At 64.4% G+C, this 20,861-nt stretch carries 17 protein-coding genes and 1 pseudogene; 10 read left to right on the top strand and 8 right to left on the bottom strand.

All coding sequences use genetic code 11. The features are described 5' to 3' along the window. Nucleotides 1-68 precede the first annotated feature (68 nt). The 9 genes and pseudogenes from HAP54_RS34780 to HAP54_RS34740 all read left to right on the top strand — a co-directional run bounded on the left by HAP54_RS34780 (nt 69) and on the right by HAP54_RS34740 (nt 7,222). The gene (locus HAP54_RS34780) at nt 69-1,595 is read left to right on the top strand and encodes a sensor histidine kinase (RefSeq protein WP_166294875.1); all 1,527 of its coding nucleotides are present in this window, start codon (nt 69-71) and stop codon (nt 1,593-1,595) included. Continuing rightward, nucleotides 1,592-2,032 carry a response regulator gene (locus HAP54_RS34775; RefSeq protein ID WP_166294873.1) on the top strand — a complete coding sequence of 147 codons (441 nt, stop codon included), beginning with the start codon at nt 1,592-1,594 and terminating at the stop codon, nt 2,030-2,032. Before HAP54_RS34780 ends, HAP54_RS34775 begins: the two co-directional genes overlap by 4 nt. Then, nucleotides 2,029-3,120 (top strand): sensor histidine kinase, encoded by a 1,092-nt coding sequence (locus tag HAP54_RS34770; RefSeq protein WP_166294872.1) that lies wholly within the window; start codon nt 2,029-2,031, stop codon nt 3,118-3,120. The genes HAP54_RS34775 and HAP54_RS34770 overlap by 4 nt, the downstream gene beginning before the upstream one ends. Nucleotides 3,121-3,277: 157 nt before the next feature. After that, complete coding sequence (locus HAP54_RS34765) at nt 3,278-3,706, top strand: hypothetical protein (protein ID WP_166294870.1); 429 nt, start codon at nt 3,278-3,280, stop codon at nt 3,704-3,706. Next, entirely contained in the window at nt 3,693-4,088 is a 396-nt protein-coding gene (gene tnpA / locus HAP54_RS34760) for an IS66-like element accessory protein TnpA (protein WP_166202956.1), read from the top strand. Before HAP54_RS34765 ends, tnpA begins: the two co-directional genes overlap by 14 nt. Then, complete coding sequence (tnpB, locus tag HAP54_RS34755) at nt 4,085-4,432, top strand: IS66 family insertion sequence element accessory protein TnpB (protein ID WP_063676425.1); 348 nt, start codon at nt 4,085-4,087, stop codon at nt 4,430-4,432. Before tnpA ends, tnpB begins: the two co-directional genes overlap by 4 nt. A 46-nt stretch (nt 4,433-4,478) precedes the next feature. Next, nucleotides 4,479-6,151, top strand: a protein-coding gene (gene tnpC / locus HAP54_RS34750; RefSeq protein WP_166294868.1) for an IS66 family transposase whose coding sequence is annotated in 2 segments (ribosomal slippage) — nt 4,479-4,893 and nt 4,893-6,151 — 1,674 coding nt in all. Because the reading frame shifts where the segments join, the coding sequence is not laid out codon by codon here. A gap of 85 nt (nt 6,152-6,236) precedes the next feature. After that, a pseudogene (locus tag HAP54_RS34745) lies at nt 6,237-6,803 on the top strand (IS66 family transposase); the annotation flags it as partial. A 131-nt stretch (nt 6,804-6,934) separates the two neighbouring features. Continuing rightward, a complete protein-coding gene (locus tag HAP54_RS34740; protein ID WP_166294867.1) occupies nt 6,935-7,222 on the top strand; it encodes a hypothetical protein in 288 nt (95 codons plus the stop codon). Between the two features lie 12 nt (nt 7,223-7,234). Here the strand turns inward: HAP54_RS34740 and HAP54_RS34735 are convergent, their stop codons facing one another. From HAP54_RS34735 to HAP54_RS34705, 7 genes are all read right to left on the bottom strand, one after another. Continuing rightward, nucleotides 7,235-7,561, bottom strand: coding sequence for a BA14K family protein (locus tag HAP54_RS34735; RefSeq protein ID WP_224741646.1), 327 nt, complete (start codon nt 7,559-7,561; stop codon nt 7,235-7,237). 11 nt (nt 7,562-7,572) lie between these two features. Continuing rightward, nucleotides 7,573-7,884, bottom strand: a complete 312-nt coding sequence (locus tag HAP54_RS34730) for a hypothetical protein (protein ID WP_166294865.1) — start codon at nt 7,882-7,884, stop codon at nt 7,573-7,575. A 4-nt stretch (nt 7,885-7,888) separates the two neighbouring features. Next, nucleotides 7,889-9,361, bottom strand: coding sequence for an efflux transporter outer membrane subunit (locus HAP54_RS34725; protein ID WP_166294864.1), 1,473 nt, complete (start codon nt 9,359-9,361; stop codon nt 7,889-7,891). Next, on the bottom strand, nt 9,362-12,646 hold the full coding sequence (locus tag HAP54_RS34720) for an efflux RND transporter permease subunit (protein ID WP_166294863.1): 3,285 nt from the start codon (nt 12,644-12,646) through the stop codon (nt 9,362-9,364). A 3-nt stretch (nt 12,647-12,649) separates the two neighbouring features. Further along, nucleotides 12,650-15,757, bottom strand: a complete 3,108-nt coding sequence (locus HAP54_RS34715; protein ID WP_166294862.1) for an MdtB/MuxB family multidrug efflux RND transporter permease subunit — start codon at nt 15,755-15,757, stop codon at nt 12,650-12,652. Then, entirely contained in the window at nt 15,754-17,076 is a 1,323-nt protein-coding gene (locus tag HAP54_RS34710) for an MdtA/MuxA family multidrug efflux RND transporter periplasmic adaptor subunit (protein WP_210297486.1), read from the bottom strand. The genes HAP54_RS34715 and HAP54_RS34710 overlap by 4 nt, the downstream gene beginning before the upstream one ends. 178 nt (nt 17,077-17,254) lie before the next feature. Continuing rightward, nucleotides 17,255-18,700: a DASS family sodium-coupled anion symporter gene (locus HAP54_RS34705; protein ID WP_029082175.1), complete on the bottom strand. Its 1,446-nt coding sequence runs from the start codon at nt 18,698-18,700 to the stop codon at nt 17,255-17,257. A 224-nt stretch (nt 18,701-18,924) separates the two neighbouring features. Here HAP54_RS34705 and aat point away from each other — a divergent pair, with 224 nt between their 5' ends. After that, nucleotides 18,925-19,605, top strand: a complete 681-nt coding sequence (gene aat, locus HAP54_RS34700) for a leucyl/phenylalanyl-tRNA--protein transferase (RefSeq protein ID WP_166294861.1) — start codon at nt 18,925-18,927, stop codon at nt 19,603-19,605. A gap of 157 nt (nt 19,606-19,762) precedes the next feature. Here the strand turns inward: aat and HAP54_RS34695 are convergent, their stop codons facing one another. Then, nucleotides 19,763-20,827: an IS630 family transposase gene (locus HAP54_RS34695; RefSeq protein ID WP_166204319.1), complete on the bottom strand. Its 1,065-nt coding sequence runs from the start codon at nt 20,825-20,827 to the stop codon at nt 19,763-19,765. Nucleotides 20,828-20,861: the final 34 nt, after the last annotated feature.

Below are 20,861 nucleotides of genomic sequence, written 5' to 3'. Positions count from 1 at the left end.
AACGTAATTGAGGGGTTATTGGCTTTCCACGGGGACGCATTGAATCCCACTCCCGAGATGAGAACGTCGTGACACCGGTTTCACGACGCAGGTCGACGCTCCAGATCCTGCTGCTTTCGGCGGGATTTTTCGTGCTGGTCGCGATCAGCGTGGCGTCGGTCATCCTGGTCAACAAGGCGCGCGAGGACAACGCCTGGGTGGTCCACACCGTCGAGGTCGAAAGCCAGGTCGCCAACCTATTGGTCGATATCAGGCGCGCCGAAAGTGCGACCAGGGCGTATCTGCTGACATCGGCACCACAATACCTGTCCGAGTATGAATCTGCTGCGGAAGGAATCCCGGCCGCGCTCAATCATCTCCAGATGATGACCGTCGACAATCCGGCGCAGGTCGCCAATGCCGCAAAGCTCAAGGCCGCCGTCGAGCAACGGCTGGCCGAGTTCGCGCTCGGTATCGAGCGCGTCAAGAACAACGACGTCGCGACCAGCATCGACATCCTGCGCAAGGGCACATCGACCGAGGCAATCGAGGCGATCGCCCGGATCGGCCGTGACATGCGCACCGAGGAGGATCGCCTGCTGGCGATGCGCACCGCGACCGCGGACAGGACCCAGGTGCTGGCCTCCTCAGTCACGATCGCCGGCTCCTGCATGGTGCTGGCGCTCGCGGGATTCGCAATCGTGCTGCTGCGTCTATCGTCGCGGGCGCGCGACGAGGCCGAGGCCAGGCTGCGCGACAGCAACGTCAATCTCGAAACCATCGTCGACGAGCGCACCGCCGACCTGCGCGAGGCCAACGAGGAAATCCAGCGCTTCGCCTACATCGTCAGCCATGATTTGCGTTCGCCGCTGGTCAACATCATGGGATTCACCAGTGAGCTGGAGGAATTGCGCGGCGACATCTTCAAGCGCATCGCCACGCTCAATCGCTCCGCGTCGCTGGCGCCGGCGATGGAAGACGCCCCCGACGTGGCCGAGCCCGAACTCGAAGGCTCCGACAAGCAGCTATCCGACGATTTCAACGAGTCGCTCAGCTTCATCAAGTCGTCGATCGCCAAGATGGACCGCCTGATCAGCGCGATCCTCAACCTCACCCGCGAGGGCCGCCGCGAGTTCAAGCCCGAACGGATCGATCTTCGCGAACTGATCGACGGCATCGTCAAGACGGTCGCCCATCAGGCGGTCGAGGCCAATGCGACCATCGAGGTCGGCACGTTGCCCAACCTCGTCAGCGACCGCCTCGCGCTGGAGCAGATCTTCTCCAATCTGATCGACAACGCGCTCAAATATCTCAAGGACGGTGTCCCCGGCGAGATCGCGATCGAGGGCCGCACCAAGCTCGGCTTCACGATCTTCGAGGTCACCGACAACGGCCGCGGCATCGACCCGAAGGACCACCAGCGCATCTTCGACCTGTTCCGCCGCGCCGGACCCCAGGACAAGCCCGGTCAGGGCATCGGGCTTGCCCATGTCCGCGCACTTGTGCGCAGACTGGGCGGCACCATGTCGGTAGCATCGGAACTTCACAACGGCAGCACATTCACAGTGACGCTGCCGATCAATTGGTCAGGCAAGCACCGGGATAAGGAATCATGAGCGATCCAGTCACCATCATCATGATCGAGGACGACGAGGGCCATGCCCGCCTGATTGAGCGCAATATCCGGCGCTCAGGTGTCAACAATGAGATCGTCCCGTTCACCAACGGTACAGAGGCCGTGAACTACCTGTTCGGCAAGGATGGCAGCGCGGTCGAGCGCAAGGGGCAGGCCCTGCTCATCCTGCTTGATCTCAATCTGCCTGACACGAGCGGCATCGATATTCTGCGTCGGGTCAAGGAGAACAAGTATCTCAAGGCGACGCCGGTGGTCGTGCTGACCACGACGGACGACTCCCAGGAGATCAAGCGTTGCTACGAACTCGGTTGCAACGTCTACATCACCAAGCCGGTGAACTACGAGAGCTTTGCCAACGCCATTCGCCAGCTTGGCCTGTTCTTTTCCGTGATTCAGGTGCCACCTGCTTCGATATGACCAGCGCAACGCCGACACTGCTCTATATCGACGACGACGCGGCGCTGGCGCGCCTGGTCGAACGCAGGCTGACGCGCGCGGGTTTCAAGGTCGTGCACGCCGCAAGCGGGCAGCTAGGCCTCGACCGGCTCGCCCAGGGCGACATCGACGTCATCGCGCTCGACCAGGTCATGCCCGGCCTCGACGGGCTGGAGACGCTGGAGCAGATCCTCAAGATCGCGGACGCGCCGCCGGTGGTGTTCGTCACCGGCTCGCAGGATTCGGCGATCGCGGTCACCGCGCTGAAGGCCGGCGCGGCCGACTATCTGGTCAAGGACGCGAGGGGCGATTTCATTCCCCTGCTCCAGGTCGCGGTGAACGGCGCGATCCGGCAGGCCGCGATCCAGAAGGCGCGCGACGAGGCCGAGGCCGAGGTCCACGCCTCGCGCGACCGCTACGCCGCGCTCGCCGCCGAGCGCGAGGTTCTGCTGCGCGAGGTCAACCATCGCGTCGGCAATTCGCTGCAGATCATCGCATCGCTGCTGCATCTGCAGGCCAACTCCGCGAGCCAGCAGGATGTCAAGGCGGCGCTCACCAACGCCGTGGGCCGGGTTGCCGCGGTCGCGCAGGTGCACCGTCGGCTCTATACCTCGCACGACTTCAAGACGGTGATGCTCAACCAGTATCTCGAGGCGTTGCTCGAGGATCTTAGGCGATCGGCCGAGGGCAACAAGATGTCGCGGCTGACGCTGAAGGCCGACCCGATCGAGATCGACCCCGACCGCGCGGTCGCGATCGGCATCATCGTCAACGAGCTGGTGATGAACGCCGTGAAATACGCCTATCCCGACGGCGCCGGTCCGATCCATGTCGAGCTGAAGCCGCAGGCCGAGGATTTGCAGCTTTCGATCAGCGATGACGGCGTCGGTTTTTCCGATATGGCCGACCCGCGCGGCACCGGCATGGGCCAGCGCATCGTCACCGCGATGGCCGCCAAGCTCGACGCCAGCGTCGAGCGCGACCCGAACCACCAGGGCACCCGGTTCGTGCTGCGGTTCGCCCGCGTCAGCCCGGCGCTGGCGAAATCGACGAGCGTCGCCGCAAATTAGGCTGCCGGAGGCAGCGAATTCGATCGATTTGTCGCGTCTGATTTAACGGCTGCGTCATCCTGTTGTTCGATCGGAATGTCGCCCTTCCGCCCTATTAAGAAACAAATCGACGTTGATTGCCAAAATCCCGCCACCAGCTTGGCAGGAGGCGCTACCCATGTTCGGGCGCAGGATCACCTTCGGGAAGAAGCAGCACACCCTGGGCGAACTCCAGGAATTGATGCGTCCGACACCTGACGCGGATGGCGTGACGCGGGTCTTTCCCAAGGACATCTGGGACGATCCGAAGGTCGGTGCGATGCTGCGCGATCTCGGCTTCAACCCCGACGATCCGCGCAATATCAGAAAGACGGCCGAGGACTACATCGCGATGTTCGCCGCGGCGAAAAAGCGGCTCGATGAACGCTCTGAAGCCTTCAACCGCGACATGACCGCCCGCTACGCCTACTGCCGCGCCGTCCCCTTCCTGGTAATCGACCACACGATCTGGGACGGCGAGGATGGCGCCTTCCTCGTATCCGTCCGAGGGCGGCCGTCTTGCGAGTTTTTCCGATCTGTAGCTGACTGTCCTTATGGACGGACATAAGGACAGTGCGGTGCTGAGCCGCATGGATTTGGTGGAGACCGGTCGGCGGCGACGCTGGACGCGTGCGGAGAAGCTCAGAATCGTAGAGGAGAGCTTCTCGGGGCCACGACTGGTGTCGGCGACGGCTCGCCGGTATGGGATATCACGTCAGCTTCTGCTGAGCTGGCGCAAGGCTTGGACCTGTCATGATCCGGCCGAAGAGGATTCGATCGGCCCGACATTCGTCCCTGCGATAGTTGCGGCAAGTACGCCGCCAACGACGGAAGCTGTCGAGACAGGTCAGATCGAAATCGTGAGCCCTCAGGGGCTGCGCGTGGTCTTCGGCCCCGGTGCGGATATCGAGGCGGTCGTTCGAATTGCTCGGGGCCTGGCGCGCCGATGATCCCGATCCCGACGGGCGTGCGGGTGTGGCTGGCGACGGGCCATACCGACATGCGGTGCGGCTTTCCGAGCCTGGCTCTGCGCGTGCAGGAAGTGCTCAAGCGCGACGCCATGGGCGGCGGTCTTTTCTGCTTCCGGGGCAAACGCGGTGATCTATTGAAGGTCATTTGGCACGATGGCCAGGGCGCCTGCTTGTTCACCAAAAGACTCGAGAGAGGCAGGTTCATCTGGCCATCGGTTGCTGGTGAATCGGTAACGATCTCTCCGGCGCAGTTGAGCTATCTGTTGTCCGGGATCGATTGGCGCAACCCTCAAGAAACCCAGCGTCCGACGCGGGTCGGATAGTCGTTTTACGGTTTGAATCTGCTGCTCGATCTGATTCAATGGCTCCATGATATCGAAGCCGGATGATCTTCCATCGGACCTTGTCAGTGCCCTGGCGGCGCTGCAGGCCGAGCGTGAGGCGCGACAGAAAGCCGAGGCGAAGGCCGCCAACTGGCAGGCGCAAGCCGCGAATGCGCAGGCGAAACTGTCGGATACCGAGGCGCTGATCGCTCATCTCGAGTTGCGCATCGAGAAGCTGAAACGCGAACTGCACGGGCAGCGATCCGAGCGCTCGGCACGGCTGCTCGAGCAGTTGGAGTTGGAGCTCGAAGAACTCGTCACCACGGCGAGCGAGGATGAGCTTGCCGCACAGGCCGCAGCGGCGAAGACGCAGAACGTCCGCCCCTTCATGCGCAAGCGGCCGGTGCGCAAGCCATGGCCTGACGATATCGAACGCGAGCGCGTCGTCATTGAGACTCCAATACCTGCGCCTGCTGCGGTGGATCGCGGCTGGCGAAGATCGGTGAGGATGTGACCAAGACGCTGGAGGAGATCCCGCGCCGCTTCAAGCTGATCGAGACGGTACGCGAGAAGTTCACCTGCCGCGATTGCGAGAAGATCAGCCAGCCGCCCGCGCCGTTCCATGCCACGCCGCGCGGCTTCATCGGCCCACAATTGCTGGCGACGATCCTGTTCGACAAGTTCGGCATGCATATCCCGCTCAACCGCCAGAGTGCGCGCTTTAAGGCCGAGGGGATCGACCTGCCGTTGTCGACGCTGGCCGACCAGGTCGGCCACGGGACCTTCGCCGTCATGCCGCTCTTCCACTTGATCGAACGCCACGTGCTCGCTGCAGAGCGCCTTCATGGCGACGACACCACCATCCGTATTCTGGCGAAGGGCAAGTGCACGACCGGGCGGATCTGGACTTATGTGCGGGATGACCGGCCGTTCGCCGGGCCTGCGCCGCCGGCAGCGGTCTATTACGCCTCGAGCGACCGACGAGGCGAGCATCCACAGAGACATCTGGCCGCCTTCGCCGGCATCTTGCAGGCGGATTGCTACAGCGGCTTCGAGCCGCTGTTCGACCCGCAGAAGAAGGCGCTGCCGATTACGCCGGCGTTTTGCGTGGCCCATGCGCGGCGGGGCTTCTTCGAGCTGGCTGATATCGAGAAAAATGCTCGGGAAGGCAAGAAAGGCAAACCGGTCTCCCCGATCGCGCTGGAGGCTGTCAGACGCCTCGATACGTTGTTCGAGATCGAGCGCGCCATCAACGGCCGCGGTGCCGGCGAGCGGCGTGCCGCTCGCCAGGAACAGAGTAAGTCACTTCTCGAGGACATGCATGCCTGGCTGCTCCGCGAGCGCGAAACCCTCTCGCGTTCCTCCGAGGTCCTGAAGCCGATTAACTACATGCTCAGGCGCTGGGACGGCTTCGCCCGCTTCCTCGACGACGGCAGGATCTGCTTGACCAACAATTGCGCTGAGCGCGCATTGAGGGGCATCGCCTTGGGAAGGCGCAACTGGACCTTCGCCGGCAGCCAGCGCGGCGCCGACCGTGCCGCCATCATGCTGACGATGATCACGACCTGTCGCCTCAACGACGTCGATCCCAAGGCCTGGCTCGCCGACGTCCTGGCCCGTATCGCCGATCATCCCGCATCGCGTCTGCACGAGCTCTTGCCCTGGGAATGGAAGCTCCTGCGCCAGGCCGACAAGCCAGCCAATCAGCAGGCCGCCTGACCTTCACCCTTCACCCAATGCCATCATAGACCTCGCCGTGCCCGCGCGCATGCGTCAATCAGGCGGCCTCCGTCGTATGCGTACGAAAAATGCTCGGGAAGGCAAGAAAGGCAAACCGGTCTCCCCGATCGCGCTGGAGGCTGTCAGACGCCTCGATACGTTGTTCGAGATCGAGCGCGCCATCAACGGCCGCGGTGCCGGCGAGCGGCGTGCCGCTCGCCAGGAACAGAGTAAGTCACTTCTCGAGGACATGCATGCCTGGCTGCTCCGCGAGCGCGAAACCCTCTCGCGTTCCTCCGAGGTCCTGAAGCCGATTAACTACATGCTCAGGCGCTGGGACGGCTTCGCCCGCTTCCTCGACGACGGCAGGATCTGCTTGACCAACAATTGCGCTGAGCGCGCATTGAGGGGCATCGCCTTGGGAAGGCGCAACTGGACCTTCGCCGGCAGCCAGCGCGGCGCCGACCGTGCCGCCATCATGCTGACGATGATCACGACCTGTCGCCTCAACGACGTCGATCCCAAGGCCTGGCTCGCCGACGTCCTGGCCCGTATCGCCGATCATCCCGCATCGCGTCTGCACGAGCTCTTGCCCTGGGAATGGAAGCTCCTGCGCCAGGCCGACAAGCCAGCCAATCAGCAGGCCGCCTGACCTTCACCCTTCACCCAATGCCATCATAGACCTCGCCGTGCCCGCGCGCATGCGTCAATCAGGCGGCCTCCGTCGTATGCGTACCCTTCCTCTATGCGAGCCTGAACCTGATCGGCTTCGACGATTGGAACGTGCTGATGCTGGCGGCAGATGAGCGCACCAGGCAAATGTGCGGCATCGCCGGCCATCCCGGCACCGTGCCTGCCGTCACTGACGTCCTGGCCAAGCACGTGACCGCATGGAAGGCGCGCCACGAGGCTGCACTGGAATTATACGGCGTCACGGCCACCGGCGGCGAAGGCGGCATCACGCGCGAACAATATGAGACGGAGAAGGACACGCTTCGTCAGGAGATCGTCGACAAGGTCGGCTGGATGAAGCCGCGCATCATCGACGAGCTCGTGCGTATTCAGGGCTAAAACACCCGCCTCTCAATCCGGCCTGTCGCGCTGCCGCCGCGTCCGGTACGGGCGGCAATCCTGACACGGCGCGCCAAAGATCACCTGCGACGGATACGGCCGCGCAGAGTGCCACGGCGTCGAGCCGAACAGGCCCGCCGCCCCGAACCCTGCGCTGAAGGGATCGGCGGCAAAGCTGCCCGGGAAATAGCCGTTGCTGCGGAAATCGCGGTCGTCGTCGCGGCCGTCGAAATACGCCCCGCCGGTGCTGCCGTAGCGCAGCGGCCGCTCCTGTGCCGATGCCGCGGCCGCGCTGAGCGCGATGACGGCGCAGGCGATCAGTCCCCTCATGGCAGTCATGGCCAAAGCCCTCATTGCGGATTGGTGCCCCAATCGCCCTTCCAGGCGATCAGGCGACCCTTGCCGAATTGCAGATAGAGCCCGTCGCTGCGTCTCGACAGCACGCTGCCCCTGACGTTGGGCAGCGCGACGAACAATTCATTGCCCGGCGTGCCGCGAACGTAATTCAGGGGAACGCCCAGCGACTGGCTGGCCTGGTCGGCGTTCATGCCGAAGGCGAGCGGAACGCTGTTCGGCGCACGTTGCTGTGCCCGGGCTGTGCCGAGCGGCGAGCCCAGCGCGATGACGAGGATGACGACGACGAGTGTGACGAACCGCTGCATGACCTCACTGCACCGCCGCCGCCAGCGTGCCGGCGGGCGTCCAGCCGCCGCCGAGCGCCTGGAACAGGCTGCTCGCCGCCAGCAGCTTGTTGAGCCTCACCGTGACCAGGTTCAGTTCAGCCGTAAACAGCGTCTGCTGCGTCTGCAGCACGGTGATGAGATTGACCGTGCCACCGCGCAGCTGCGTCTCCGAGACCTCGAACGCCTTGCGTGAGCTCGCCACCACATCGGACTGAAGGCGCTCCTGCAGCGTGTACTTCTGCAGCGCGATCAGCGCCTTCTCGACATCGGCGAAGGCCGACAGCACCGCCTTGCGATAGGCCTGCAGGAATTGCAATTGCTGGCCCTTGGCGAGCTTCAGCTGGCTTTCGAGCAGGAAGCCGTCGAACAGCGGCTGCGTCAGCCCGGCGGCAAGCGTGTAGTACCAGCCGCCCGGTGCAAACAGCGAGGCCAGCGCCACGCTCTGGAAGCCGGTGGTGCCGGTCAGCTGGATCTGCGGGAAGAACGCCGCGCGCGCCGCGTCGACGCTGAAATTGGAGGATGCGAGCTGCGCCTCGGCCTGGCGCACGTCAGGCCGCTGATAGAGCAGTTCCGACGGCATTCCCGGGGTGACGCGCGGCACCGCGATTTGCGTGGTGCTGCCGCCGCGCACCGTGAAATTGGCCGGCGCGCGCGCCACCAGCACGGCGAGCGAAGCGATGTTCTGCCCGACCGTCACCTCGAGCGGCGGGATCGCCGCGCGCTGCGTCGCGACCAGCGCCTCCTGCTGCGACAAATCGAGCTGCGAGGCGGTGCCGCCGGCGAATTGCGACTTGATCAATGCAAGGATGCGCTCGGCCGCCGCCAGATTGCGGCGGGTGACCTTGATCTGGTCCTGCGCCGCCAGCACCTGGAAATAGGTATTGGCCACCGTTGCCATCGTGGTCAGCGCGACCACCTCGCGATTGTAGCGGGAGACGGTGGCGCTCTCCTCCGACGCCGCCAGCGTAGCGCGGTTCTTGCCCCAGAAATCGACGATATAGCTCGCGCTGAGCCCCAGGCTGTATTGCGAGAACGTCCCGCTGCTGCCAAGCGACGAACTCGATCCTGTCGCCAGCTTTTCGCGCTCGGCGTTCGCCGATCCCGAGACCGAAGGCAGCAGCGCGGCGCCGGAAACGCCGACCTGGGCGTCGGCCTGGACGATCTGGGCGATCGCCGCCGCGATGTCGAGATTGTAGAGCTGCGCGGATTCCATCAACCCGGTCAGCTCGGGCGAGCGGAAGCCGCGCCACCAGGCGAGCGCCGGAACCGCCGCGTCGGCATCGCCCTTGGCGGCGGCGCGATAGCTCGCCGGCACTTCGAGACTGAGCTCGGGCTTCTCCGCCCCGGGAATGCACCCGGACAGACCAAGGCTGAGGCCACCGAACGCCGCCACGCGCAGCAACCGGGCCGGTTTCCGCAACACCTGAAGATTTCGCAATGCTGCAACTGTCGGCATTTACTCGCCCGGTTGAAGTGAGGAGCCCGGCATCCGCATGGCGCCGCCGCGGCGGACGCGCTGGGCCCATAAGCGGAACCGATCGAGATAGAGATAGATGACCGGCGTCGTATAGAGGGTCAGGACCTGGCTCAGGAGCAGCCCGCCGACGATGGCGATGCCAAGCGGCTGCCGCAGCTCGCCGCCGTCGCCCATGCCGACGGCGAGCGGCACCGCGCCGAGCAACGCGGCCATCGTCGTCATCATGATCGGTCGGAAGCGCAGCAGGCACGCCTCTCTGATCGCCTCGAGCGGCTCCAGCCCGCGCTTGCGTTCCGCCTCCAGCGCAAAGTCGATCATCATGATGGCGTTCTTCTTCACAATGCCGATCAGCAGGATGACGCCGATCAGCGCCATGATACTGAACTCGGTCTTGAATGCCATCAGCGCCAGCAAGGCGCCCACACCTGCGGAGGGCAATGTCGACAGGATCGTCAGCGGGTGGACGAAGCTTTCGTAGAGCACACCCAGCACGATGTAGATCGTCACCAGCGCGGCCAGGATCAGGAACGGCTGGTTGGAGAGCGAATCCTGGAACGCCTTGGCGGAGCCCTGGAATGTGCCCCGGATCGTGGCCGGGACGCCGATCCGGTTCATGGTCGCCTCGATGCTGCCGACCGCGGTGCTCAGCGACACGTTTGGCGGCAGGTTGAACGAGATGGTGTTGGCGACCAGCAGCCCCTGATGATTGACCGCAAGCGGCGTCGCGCCCTCCTTGAAGGCGGCGACGTCCGACAGCGGGATCATGGTCTCGCTGCTGGTCGAGACGGCCGAACCGGTCGAGGCCACGCCCTTCCCGGTCGAGCCGATCGAGTTGGTGGCCTGATTGCGCGCGGCCTGGGCATTGGCCGAATTGGCGGCGCTTGAAGTCCCCGGCGCCACCACGGTCCCCGCCACCGCGTTGGTGGCCTGCGAGCCGCCGACCGATCCGCCCGACGTGCTGATATAAACGTCCTTTAGCGTCTGCGGGTTCTGCCAGTATCGCGGCGCGACCTCCATGATGACATGGTACTGGTTGCGCGCGACATAGATGGTCGACACCTGCCGCTGGCCGAAGGCGTCGTAGAGGGTGTTGTCGATCTGGCTGACCGTGATGCCGAGCCGTGCCGCGGCGTCGCGGTCGATCACGAGATCGGACTCCAGGCCCTTGTTCTGCTGGTCGCTGTTGACGTCGGCCAGGTTCGGATCGCGCTGCAGGGCCGCCGCGATCTTCGGCGTCCATTCATTGAGCTCCTCCAGCGTCGATCCCTGCAGCGTGTACTGGTACTGCGCGTTGGACTGCCGTCCGCCGACCCTGATGTCCTGCACTGCCTGCAGGAACAGGCTCGCGCCGGGCACCACCGACATCTCACGGCGCAGCCGCGAGATCACGCCGTCGGCGCCAATCTTGCGCTGGTCGAGCGGACGCAGCGAGACGAACACGAAGCCGGAATTGGTTTGCCCCCCGCCGGTGAAGCCGACCACCGTCTCCACCGCCGGATCGCGCTTGATGATGCCGACGAACTGCGCGAGCTTCTGCTGCATCAGCTGGAACGAGACGCTCTGGTCGGCCTGGATCGAGCCGACCAGCCGCCCGGTGTCCTGCTGCGGGAAGAAGCCCTTCGGGATCACGTCGTAGAGATAGAAGTTGAGGCCGAACACCGCCGCCAGGATCAGCATCACCGACAGCGGATGCGCCAGCGCCGCGTTCAGCGTCCTGCGGTAGAAATTCAGCATCATCTCGAAGAAGCGCTCGCTGGCCCAATAGAGCCGCCCGTGGCTGCCTTTGTCCGGCTTGAGCAGCACGGCACACATCATCGGCGTGGTCGAGAGCGAGACCGCGAGCGAGATCAGGATCGAGATCGAGATCGTCATCGCGAATTCGCGGAACAGCCGGCCGACAATGCCCTGCATCAGCAGGATCGGGATGAACACCGCGATCAGCGAGACGCTCATCGACAGGACCGTGAAGCCGACCTCGTTGGCGCCCTTCAACGCCGCCTCGAGCGGGCTCAGGCCGTCCTCGATGTAGCGGGTGACGTTCTCCAGCACGACGATGGCATCGTCGACCACGAAGCCGGTCGCGACCGTCAGCGCCATCAGGGACAGATTATCCAGGCTGTAGCCGAACAGGTACATCGCCCCGAAGGTCGCAACCAGCGACACCGAGACCGCCACGACGGGAATGAATGTGGCGCGCGCACTGCGCAGGAACGCGAACACCACGATGATGACAAGCAGCACAGCCAGCACGAGGGTTCGCTCGACGTCCCTGAGCGAGGTGCGGATGGTGGTCGAGCGGTCCACCGCAAGACCGATGTCGATCGCCGGCGAAATCGAGGCTTGCAGCTGCGGCATCAGCCCCTTCACCAGGTCAACGGTACTGATGATGTTGGCGTTCGGCTGGCGGTAGAGGATGAGCAGTACCGCAGGCTTGCCGTTGGCGAGCCCGGCGTTGCGCAAATTCTCGACGCCGTCGGTCACCTCGCCGACGTCGGAGACGCGGACCGGCGCGCCGTTGCGGTAGGCCACAATCAGCGGCTTGTAGTCGTCGGCCTTGTTGGCCTGGTCGTTGGCGTAGACCTGGTAGCGCTGGTCGCCGACATCGATGCCGCCCTTCGGGCTGTGGGCGTTGGCACTCGACAGCGCCGCCCGGACATCCTCCAGCCCGATGCCGTATTTGTAGAGCGCCTGCGGGATCAGATCGACGCGCACGGCGGGCAGCGAGCTGCCGCCGACCACCACCTCGCCGATGCCCTCGACCTGCGACAGCTTCTGCGCCAAGACCGTCGACGCGGCATCGTAGAGAGCGCCGCGCGTCAGCGTATCCGACGTCAGCGTCAGGATCAGGATCGGCGCGTCGGCCGGATTGACCTTGCGGTAGGTCGGATTGCTGCGCAGGCTGGTCGGCAGATCGGCCCGCGCCGCGTTGATCGCGGCCTGCACGTCGCGCGCCGCGCCGTCGATGTCACGATTGAGGTTGAACTGCAGCGTGATCCGGGTCTGACCGACCGAGCTCGACGAGGTCATCTCGCTGACGTCGGCGATCTGGCCGAGATGCCGCTCCAGCGGGCTGGCGACCGTGGTCGCGACGTCCTGCGGGCTGGCGCCGGGCAGCGTCGCCTGCACCGAGATGGTCGGAAAATCCACCTGCGGCAGCGGCGACACCGGCAGCTTGAAGAACGCGACAATGCCGGCGGCCGCAAGTCCGAAGGTCAACAACGTGGTTGCGACCGGCCGGCGGATGAAGGGCGTTGACGGATCCATGGCTCAACGCGACCCGCTCGCCTCACCGACCTCGTCCGACCGCCCGGCAAACCGCAACGCGAGGCGATCGAACCAGAGGTAGATCACCGGCGTCGTGAACAGCGTCAGCAGCTGGCTGAGCAAAAGGCCGCCGACGATGGAGATGCCGAGCGGATGCCGCAGCTCTGAGCCAGCGCCGCTGCCGAGCATCAGCGGCAGCGCGCCGAGCACCGCGGCCATCGTCGTCATGATGATCGGCCGGAACCGCAGCAGGCAGGCCTGGTAGATCGCCTCGCGCGGCGGCTTGCCCTCGTTGCGCTCGGCATCGAGCGCGAAGTCGATCATCATGATCGCGTTCTTCTTCACGATACCGATCAAGAGGATGATGCCGATGATCGCAATGATGGTGAGATCTTGGCCCGCCATCATCAGCGCCAGCAACGCGCCGATGCCGGCCGAGGGCAGCGTGGAGAGGATGGTCAGCGGATGGATGAAGCTCTCATAGAGCACGCCGAGCACGATATAGACCGTGATGATCGCGGCCAGGATCAGGAACAGCTGATTGGAGAGCGACGACTGGAACGCCAACGCCGCGCCCTGGAAGCTCGTGATCATGCCGAGCGGCTGGTTGATGTCGGCCTGCGCCTGCTTGATCGCGGTCACCGCGCCGCCGAGCGAGGCGCCCGGCGCCAGATTGAACGACACGGTCGCCGAGGGGAACTGGCCGAGATGCGAGACCTGCAGCGGCGCGGTCTCGACCCTCATCTTGGCCATCACCGACAGCGGCACCGGCGTCGAGCCCACCGACGACGGCAAATAGATCGACGACAGCGAGTCCAGCGAATTCTGCAGCGACGGGTCGGCCTCCAGGATCACGCGGTACTGGTTCGAATTGGTGAAGACGGTGGAGACGATGCGCTGGCCGGAGGAATCGTACAGCGCATTGTCGATGGTGGCCGGCGTGATGCCGAACCGCGCGGCCTGGTCACGGTCGATGTCCACGAACACCGAGAGCCCCTGCGCCGAGATGTCGCTGGTGACGTCGCTGAGCTCGGGCAATTCCCTGAGCTTGTCGACCAGCTTCGGCGTCCATTCCGCAAGCTCGTTCGGATCGGCATCCTGCAGGATGAACTGGTACTGCGTCCGGCTCACCGTGCCCTCGATGGTGAGGTCCTGGACCGGCTGCATATAGAGCGTGATACCGGTCAGCGCTGCCGTGCTCGCCTTGATCCGGTCCATGATCGTCGCGACGCCGGCCTTGCGCTGCTCATGCGGCTTCAGATTGATCAGGATACGGCCGCTGTTGAGCGTGGTGTTGGTGCCGTCGACGCCGATGAAGGACGACAGGCTCTCGACATCAGGATCCTTCAGGATCGCGCTGGCGAGCCGCTGCTGCCGTTCGGCCATCGCCGCATAGGACACCGATTGCGGCGCCTCCGAGATCGCCTGGATCACGCCGGTGTCCTGCAGCGGAAAGAACCCCTTGGGGATGACGATGTAGAGCAGCGCGGTCAGACCGAAGGTGGCGAGCGCGACCAACAGCACCAGCGTCTGGCGATCCAGCACCCAGTTGAGCATCCGGGCATAGATCGCGATGACGTAATCGAACCCTTCCCGGCTGAGCCGCTGGAAGGTGTTCTCGCGTGTCATGCTCTCGGGCTTCAGGAGCTTGGCGCAGGCCATCGGCACCAGTGTCAGCGACACCACGGCGGAGATCAGGATCGTAACCGACAGCGTGATCGCGAATTCGCGGAACAGGCGGCCGACGACATCGCCCATGAACAGCAGCGGGATCAGCACCGCGATCAGCGACACCGTCAGCGAGATGATGGTGAAGCCGATCTGCTCGGAGCCGCGCAGCGCCGCCTCAAGCGGCGATTCACCCTCCTCGATGTAGCGCGAGATGTTCTCGATCACGACGATGGCGTCGTCGACCACGAAGCCGGTCGCGATCGTCAGCGCCATCAGCGACAGATTGTTCAGGCTGAAGCCGAACAAATACATCGCCCCCAGCGTGCCGACCAGCGACAGCGGCACCGACAGGCTCGGGATCAGCGTGGCGCGGGTCGAGCGCAGGAACACGAAGATCACCAGCACGACCAGCACCACCGCGAGCGACAGCTCATATTCGACGTCGCGCACCGAGGCGCGGATCGTGACGGTCCGGTCGGTCAGGATGTTGAGGTCGATCGCGGCCGGCAGCGTGGCCTGGAGCTGTGGCAGCAGCGCCTTGATGCCCTGGACCACTGAGATGACGTTGGCGCCGGGCTGGCGCTGGATGTTGAGGATGATCGCCGGCGTCTCGTTCATCCAGGCGCCGAGCTTGTCGTTCTGCGCGCCGTCGATGACGTTGCCGACGTCGCTGAGGCGGACCGGCGAGCCGTTCTTGTAGGCGATGATCAGCGACCGGTAGTCGCTCGCGTTGCGGATCTGGTCGTTGGCATTGATCGTGTAGGCGCGCATCGCGCCGTCGAAATTGCCCTTCGGCGTGTTGACATTGGCGTTGCCGAGCGTGGTGCGGAGATCGTCGATGTTCAGCCCATAGGCCGCGAGCTTGCGGATGTCGGCCTGGATCCGCACCGCGGGCCGCTGGCCGCCGCTGATGCTGACGAGGCCGACGCCGGGCAGCTGCGAGATCTTTTGGGCCAGCCGCGTGTCGACGAAATCGTTGACCTGCGTCAGCGGCATGGTCTTCGAGGTCAGACCGAGCGTGAGGATCGGCGCGTCGGCCGGGTTGACCTTGGCGTAGATCGGCGGCGCCGGCAGGTCCGACGGCAACAGATTGCCCGCGGCATTGATCGCGGCCTGCACCTCCTGCTCGGCGACGTCGAGCGAGATCGACAGGCCGAACTGCAGCGTGATCACCGACGAGCCGGCCGAGCTCACCGAGCTCATCTGGTTCAAATTCGGCATCTGGCCGAACTGCACCTCGAGCGGCGCCGTCACCGACGAGGTCATCACGTCGGGGCTCGCGCCCGGATAGAGGGTCTGCACCTGGATGGTCGGGTAATCGACCTCCGGCAGCGCCGCGACGGGCAAGAATCTGAACGCCAGCATGCCCGACAGCATGATAGCGATCATCATCAGGGTCGTCGCCACCGGCCGCAGGATGAATGGCCGAGACGGGTTCATTTCGTCTGCCCGTCCTCGGAACGCTTGCGGTGGCCGCCTCCCGCCTTGTCGGGTTCGGCGCCGCCCTCTCCCTTCGCCGCGCCGTTCGCGCCACCCGTCGCCGCGCCCTTGGCCGCAGCGGCCGGGTTCGCGCCATCGGCGGCGGAGCGCACGATCACCTTGGCGCCCTCGCGCAGCTTGTCGGCGCCGTCGATCACGATGTGGTCGCCTGGCACAAGCCCCGTGAGCACCTCGACCCGGTCGCCATCGGTGACGCCGAGCTTGACCGGGCGCACCGAGACCGTGCTGTCGGCGTTGACGAGATAGACGAAGGTGCCGGGGACGCCGCGCTGGATGCCGGCGGTCGGCATCGTGGTGGCGTCCTTGTGGGTATCGAGCAGCAGGCGGATGTTGACGAACTGGTTCGGATACAGCGTGCGCTTGTCGTTCTCGAACTGGGCGCGCAGCTTGATCGTGCCGGTGGTGGCGTCGATCTGGCTGTCGAAGGTCTGCAGCGATCCCTCGGCGAGCTTGTTGGCGCCGCTGCGGTCATAGGCCGCCGTCGGCAGCTTGGCGCCTTCCTTCAGCCGCTTGGCGACCGCCTGCAGATTGTCCTCCGGCAGCGTGAACAGCACGCTGATCGGCTCGAGCTGCGTGATCACGACGAGGCCGTTGGTGTCGCCCGGCGTCACATAGTTGCCGAGGTCGACCTGGCGCAGGCCGACGCGTCCGTTGATCGGCGACACGATGTGGCAATATTGCAAATTCACCTCAGCGGACTTCACCGAGGCGCGGTCGGCTTCGACAGTGCCCTGATACTGCGCGACCAGTGCGACCTGGGTATCGAGCGTCTGGTGCGGCACCGCGTTCTGCGTGGCGAGGTTCTGGTAGCGGGTGAGATCGACCTGGGCACCCTTCAGCTGCGCCTCGTCGCGCGCCAGAGTGCCCTTGGCCTGCGCCAGCGTCGCCTCATAGGGCCGCGAATCGATCTCGGCGATCAGGTCGCCCTTCTTGACCTCGTCGCCCTCCTTGAAATCGATCTTCATCAGGTAGCCGCTGATCTGGCTCCTGATCGTCACGGTGGCGAGCGACGTCACGGTGCCCAGCGCATTGAGGCTGACGCCGATATCGCCCTTGCCGACCGTCTCCGGGACGATCGACATCGGCGCGGCGTTGCGGCCGCCGCCGGCCTGTTGCGGCGGGCTTTGCTGGCGCGTCCACCAGACGATGCCGGCAAGCACCGCCAGCACGAGACATCCGGTCAGAATCCCTCGGCCGCGCGACGTTCGCCTGACCGGCTCGGGCGCGATGATCGACGGGTCTTTTATATGCTGGTCCATAACTTGCCCACGAAGAAACACGAAAGAGCTCGCGCGGCTCTATGTGTCCCCTGAGATCCACGCGCGCCACATTCGGGAAGCATTTTGATCGCTTCCGCCAGACAAAGAGCGTTAAGAATCGGAAAGGAAAGTCCCTCCTTCCCGGTCGGCCGCTGTTTCCCGCTGGATTGTGGCTATTTTACCCGATCGTTTGTAACCAGGGCAACACGATCAGCAACAATCCGGCAAAGTAGATCGCGCCGAAGATCAGCCCGAATTTCCAGAAGTCGCCTTTGCCGATATAGCCGCTGCCGTAATACATCGGCGCCGGTCCCGTGGCGTAGGGCGAGATCACGCCCATCAGCCCGAGCGAATAGACGCACAGCAGCATCAAGGTCTGCACTGAGAGGCCGGGAATACTTGAGCCCACGGCGAGCACCACCGGCAGCACGGCGGCGGCGTGCGAGGTGATGCTCGAGAAGAAGTAATGGATCCAGAAGAAGAACGAGACCAGCAGGATCATTCCGACGAACGGCGACATACCGGCAAGCGGCTTCGCGTAGCCCTCGGCCACCCATTTGATGAAGCCGATCTCATTGAGGCCCGACGACAGCGTGAGCAGCGAGGTGAAATAGAAGAATACCTCCCACGCGCTCTTCTCGGCGACGATGTCCTCGAACGCGATCACGCCCGTGAGCAGCATCAGCGAGATGACCACAAACACCACCGTGGTCGCGTTGATGAAGTTCGAGCCGAGCAGCGGCACGCTGATATTGGGATTGGAGCCGCAGATCCACAGGAACATCGCGAGCAGCACCAGCACCGCCATGATCCATTCGTGCCGCGACGGCGGGCCCATCTTGGTGAGCTCGCCCTCGCTCCAGGTCACGATCTCCGGGCTCTCCTTGATCTCGGGCCGGCAGATCACGTAGCTCAATAGCGGCACCAGCAGCAGCAGAAGGATACCGAGCGGCGCGAAGCCGATGAACCATTGCGACCAGCCGACCTCGATATTGACGAGCTTCTTGGCAATCGAGAGCGCGGCGGCGTTCGGCGCCAGCGCGGTGAGGAACAGCGAGCTGGTGACGGCTGTGGTCGCAAACGCCGTCCACATCACGAAGGTGCCGATCTTGCCCGCGGTCGGACCGGGCTCGGAGCCATAGATGCGCGGGATGTTGCTGACGATCGGATAGATCGTGCCGCCGGAGCGTGCGGTATTGGACGGCGTTGCCGGTGCCAGCACGAGATCGGAGAACGCCACCGCATAGCCGAGCCCGATGGTGCGGCGGCCGAGCCCCCGCACCAGGAGCAGCGCCAGCCGGCGGCCGAGCCCGCTCTTGCGGTACCCGATCGAGAACACGAAGGCGCCGACGATCAGCCACACCGTGCTCTCGGAAAAGCCGCCGAGCATCCAGCGCAGCGACTTGTTCGGATCGGGCTCGACATAGCCGCCGACGCCGGCGACCGTCAGGCCGATCAGGCCAACCGCGCCGACCGGCATCGATTCCAGGATCAGCCCGGTGATCACGGCGGCGAACACCGCGAAATAGTGCCACTGGTTGGCGTTCAGCCCCGCCGGCACCGGGACCAGATAAATCACCAGCCAGACCAGCAACGGCGCAAATGTCCGCCATGACCACTTCATGCAGCGTCCCCCTCAGCTGTGTCGATTGTCGGGCGTGCAAACCGCCATGTCCCGGACGGCGGCGCCATCTTTTTGTTGCAATGTAGCACGGCCGCGCAGTCCGTCTCGGGAAACTGCAGCCGAACGGCGCGGCTTGTGGAGGAACCGGCGCGTCTCGTCAACACCGTGCGACACCCGAGGGCCCCCCATCGCAAGACCACGCACGCTTTGCTATTCTCGTGACCATGACGTCACGAGACTCCGCCTCCTCCGAAATCACCCCCGAGGTGCTGCTGCGCGCCTATGCCTGCGGCATCTTCCCGATGGCGGAGAGCGCCGACGACCCGACCCTGTTCTGGGTCGAGCCCGAATTGCGCGGCGTGATTCCGTTCGATGGCTTCCGTATCGCCTCCCGCCTGGCGCGCACCGTGCGCTCGGATGTGTTCACGGTCACCGTCGATACCGCGTTCAAGGCCGTGATCGCCGGCTGCGCGGCACCGCAGCCCGGCCGCGACGACACCTGGATCAACAAGCGCATCCGCGATCTCTATCTCGGGCTGCACGCGTCAGGCCATTGTCACAGCGTCGAGGTCTGGCAGGACGACAATTTGGTCGGCGGGCTCTATGGCGTCAGCCTTGGCCGCGCCTTCTTCGGCGAAAGCATGTTCCACACCACACGCGATGCGTCGAAGGTCGCACTGGTGCATCTGGTGGCACGGCTGATCGCGGGCGGGTTCGAGCTGCTCGACACGCAATATGTGACCGAGCATTTGAAGACGTTCGGCGCGATCGAAATCTCGCGGCGCCGTTATCGCGCGCTGCTCGACAAGGCGATCACTGGCACGCCGGCGGATTTCAGCAAGCTCGATGCCACGCAACCGGTGAAGGGCGAGCAGGCGCTGGCGATCATCGCGGCGCGAAATTAAGGGCTGGTGTCCCGGACGCGGTGCAGCGTGTAACGCTGCTCCGCAGAGCGCGGACCCATCTCACTCATTCCCATCGGAAGCATAGGCCCCGGCCCAGCAGCGCATCACTTCGCGCTGCGTTGCGTCCGGGGCACGAGACCGCGTCTAGTACCCAGAATCAGAGCTGAGTGATACGGCGGCCTTTGAAACGGCGTTGACGGACCTTTTTCTTGGTCCAGACGAAGGGCTCGGCTCTGTCGTTGTATGCGTTGACGTAGGCATCGATGTGCTCCTGAAGCTGCGTGAGGCTTGTGAAGGAGGTGCCGCTGAGCGACTGCCCCTGCAAGATCGAAAACCATACCTCGACCTGATTGAGCCAAGACGCACTTGTCGGCGTGAAATGAAATTGCACGTTGGGGTGGGCCTTGAGCCAATGCTCGTTCTTCTTGTGGGTGTTGAGGTTGTCGAGGATGACGTGAAGCTTCCGGTTCGGAAAAGCCGCGGTGACGCTGTTCATGAAGTCGAGAAACTCGACGCGGCGTCGGCGTTTTGAATGCGCCGCGATGATCTTTCCGGTGGCGACTTCGAGCGCCGCAAACAATGTTGTGGTGCCATGCCGCTTGTAATCGTGGCTCTGGCCGGTCAAGGCGCGGCCATTGGGCAACTTCAGATAACCCTGCGCTCGCTCCAAAGCCTGGATCGAGGGCTTCTCGTCCACGCACAGCACAATGGCCTTCGCGGGCGGGGCGACATAGAGGCCGACAACATCGGCGGCTTTGGCCGTAAAGTTCGGGTCGTTGCTCTCACACCAGGACTTACGAGCCGCGAGGTCAATCTTGTGGCTGCGCAGGAACCGCCAGACATATTGGACGTCAACATCGCCCAGCGCCCCGGCCAGCAGGGGCCCGGTCCAGCGTGCGAACCCGTCCGGCGGCGGCTTGTCCAGCAGCTTCAGAATCCGCTTGTCGGTGGCCTTCGTATAGATTGGCTGCTTGCCCGGTCGCGGCTTGTCTTGCAGCCCTTCAAGGCCTTGGTCGGCATAGCGATGCCGCCAAAGGCTGACAATCCGCGGCTGGACCCCAACTTCCTTGGCGATCGACCGAGTGCTGCGTCCATCCGCCGCCAACAGAACTATCCGCGCCCGCTTCAAATCGCGCTGCAACGTCACCGGGGAGCGGCAACACGCCTCAAGCACCTTGCGATCTTTCCTCGAAAGGTGGACTTCTCTTGCTTCGGGTATCATCCCGACCTTGAATCACGACTCACGCTTTAAGAAC

This window comes from Bradyrhizobium sp. 2S1 (assembly GCF_011516625.5).
GTDB lineage: Bacteria > Pseudomonadota > Alphaproteobacteria > Rhizobiales > Xanthobacteraceae > Bradyrhizobium > Bradyrhizobium septentrionale.
Note: the sequence above shows the minus strand (reverse complement) of the source record. Positions and strands in the feature narration are given on the sequence as shown.